Annotated in this window: 3 protein-coding genes; all 3 read right to left on the reverse strand. The window is 52.9% G+C overall.

The genetic code is table 11. From position 1 onward, the window contains the following. Positions 1 to 121: 121 nt before the first annotated feature. Positions 122 to 307: a hypothetical protein gene (locus AAF564_26635; protein MEM8489150.1), complete on the reverse strand. Its 186-nt coding sequence runs from the start codon at positions 305 to 307 to the stop codon at positions 122 to 124. Positions 308 to 320: 13 nt separating this feature from the next. Beyond that, positions 321 to 2,102 (reverse strand): sodium:solute symporter family protein, encoded by a 1,782-nt coding sequence (locus AAF564_26640; GenBank protein MEM8489151.1) that lies wholly within the window; start codon positions 2,100 to 2,102, stop codon positions 321 to 323. A 167-nt stretch (positions 2,103 to 2,269) separates the two neighbouring features. Further along, positions 2,270 to 2,531, reverse strand: a 262-nt coding sequence (locus tag AAF564_26645; protein ID MEM8489152.1) for a PLP-dependent transferase, incomplete at its 5' end; no start/stop codon positions are given.

The raw sequence follows: 2,531 nt of genomic DNA on the forward strand, positions 1-2,531 counted from the left end.
AAAGAAAGTGGCTTTGATAGCAGTGGCCAACAAGCTGGTAAGACAGGTGTTTGCAGTAGTCAAAAGCGGTGTTGCCTTCGACAATGATTATGTCGAAAAAATGAAACTGAATACTTGATTCTTAACACAGTTCATCCTGAGACCCCGAAGGATCTGGGAATGCGTCCTGCCTTGTAATGCCTCGGATGATGCCAACGAGATCGGGTTTCGGATCAAGTCCGGGACGACGCGTGGGGACAGGGGCTGGTAGATTGGCATAAATAACAAAAGAGCCGCCCTGGCTAAGGAGCGGCTCTTTGCTTAACATTGGATCTTATCAATTAGGACGACAGCTTCGGCCACAATTTCAGTACGCTATAAACTGCACCCACAGCAACAACGGTCGCAATGATGGCATTGGTCGTTTCGCCGTAAATGAAGAAGCCTGTGGCAAAAAGGGTAGCATAGATGCCTACACAACCGATGACCATGCCGGCAATCTCCAGTGGTAGCTGTCCTTGCTCTTTTTCAATGGGATCGCCTTCAGCACGGGCTTTGTCCAGCACTGCATCCCAGCCGTTACCACCTGGTTTAATGCGGCGGTAGAAGTTACGCAGGGTTTCGTCGTCGTCGGGTGGCGTGAAGTACGTCGCAACAACCCAGACAATGGTGGTCAGGATGGCGCCTACGATGATTTTCATCCAGGACTCCATCGGCAGGAATTCGAGTTTGTCGTGGATGAACGTCAGGTAGCCGGCGATGATGAGTGAGGAGATCATCGCGACAATTTCTGTATACGCGTTGATGCGCCACCAGAACCAGCGCAGGATGTAAATTAGCCCAGTGCCGGCGCCAAGTAAGAGCAGGAGATTGAATGCTTGCCCAGCGTCCGTGAGCATCAGGCCGAGGCCGAGGCCGAGGATCGTGGAGACTACGGTGAACATGCGGCCGGCCCAGACAAGTTCTTTCTGCGTAGCTTCCGGTTTAATAAACCGTTGATAGAAATCATTTACCAGGTAGGAGGCACCCAGGTTGAGTTGGGTTGACATAGTCGACATAAATGCAGCAATCAACGAAGCTGCGACCAACCCCAGCAAGCCACTTGGAAGGAAGGTAAGCATGGCTGGGTAAGCCACGTCATTGCCAAGTTTGTCTGCTGACAGGTTTGGGAAAGCTGCCTGAATATCTGACAGATTTGGGAAGACAACCAGGGATGCGAGGGCAATTAAAATCCATGGCCAGGGGCGTAAGGCGTAATGCGCGGCGTTGAAAAACAACGTGGCACCCATCGCATTGCGTTCGTCTTTTGCAGACAACATGCGCTGTGCTACATAGCCGCCACCACCGGGCTCTGCGCCGGGGTAATACGATGCCCACCACTGCACCGCAAGCGGGACAATCAGGACAGGCACCCATACATTCGGGTCACCAAAGTCAGGCATCAGATTGAGCTTGGTGGATACCACGTCATGTGAAAGCAGGGCGGTGAGGCCGCCTACTTCTTCAAGGCCAAGGATGTAGATACAGGCCCAGATCGAGCCAACCATTGCAAGGATGAACTGTACAAAGTCGGTGATGATGACCGCCTTCAGGCCGCCCAGGGCGCTGTAAATGAGTGTGATGGAGCCGGCAATGAGTAGCGTTTGCCAGCCGGGCCAGCCGAGAATGATTTCGCCAAACTTGATGCCGGCCAGTGCAACAGCCCCCATGACCATCACATTAAACACGAGGCCAAGATAAAGGGCCCTAAAGCCGCGCAGAAAGGCTGCGGCCTTGCCGCTGTAGCGTAATTCGTAGAATTCGATATCCGTCATCACCTCAGACCTGCGCCACAGACGGGCATAGACAAATACCGTGAGCATTCCGGTCAGCAGGAAAGCCCACCAACCCCAGTTGCCGGCCACGCCGCTGTCGCGCACGAGGTTGGTTACCAGGTTGGGTGTATCAGCCGAGAAAGTGGTTGCCACCATCGACACACCGAGCAGCCACCAGGGCATATTGCGACCGGAGAGGAAAAATTCCGTGGTGTTGGAGCCGGCTTTTTTCGAAAACCAGAGCCCTACGGCAAGGGAGAAAACGAAGAACGCGCCGATAATCGTCCAATCGATGGGTGCTAATTGCATGTTGGTGGGGATTGAGGAGTTAGGAGAAAGGAGTGTTGGGCAGTGTGCAATGCCGGGTGCTCATCATGCTAACTCATGGTAAAGTAATCTTCAGTGAGGAGTGAATAGTGAGGAGTAAAAAGGTTAGGAGTGTAAAGCCGTGCTCAATACTCCTCACTCCATACTCCTCACTCACTAATATCCAACGCATGCCCAATATCGTGAATGATATCATCAACATGCTCGAGGCCCACAGAAACCCTTACGAGTCCGGGTAAAATGCCGACATTCTGACGGTCCGTTTCTGAAAGCGAACTGTGTGTTGTGCTGGCAGGGTGGGTTGCAATGGTTCTTGCGTCCCCTAGATTAGCGGTGAGCGAGGTCATTTGCAAGGCATCCAGAAAACGCCGGCCCCGATCGATGCCGCCTTTGACGACAAAAGTAACAACG

It is taken from the genome of Bacteroidota bacterium (genome assembly GCA_039111535.1).
Classification (GTDB): Bacteria; Bacteroidota; Rhodothermia; order Rhodothermales; family JAHQVL01; genus JBCCIM01.

Bases quoted from the DNA above. Each gene is read 5' to 3' on its own strand.
- AAF564_26635 (MEM8489150.1), bottom strand. From the start codon at position 307: ATGTTAAGCAAAGAGCCGCTCCTTAGCCAGGGCGGCTCTTTTGTTATT.
- AAF564_26640 (MEM8489151.1), bottom strand. From the start codon at position 2,102: ATGCAATTAGCACCCATCGATTGGACGATTATCGGCGCGTTCTTCGTT.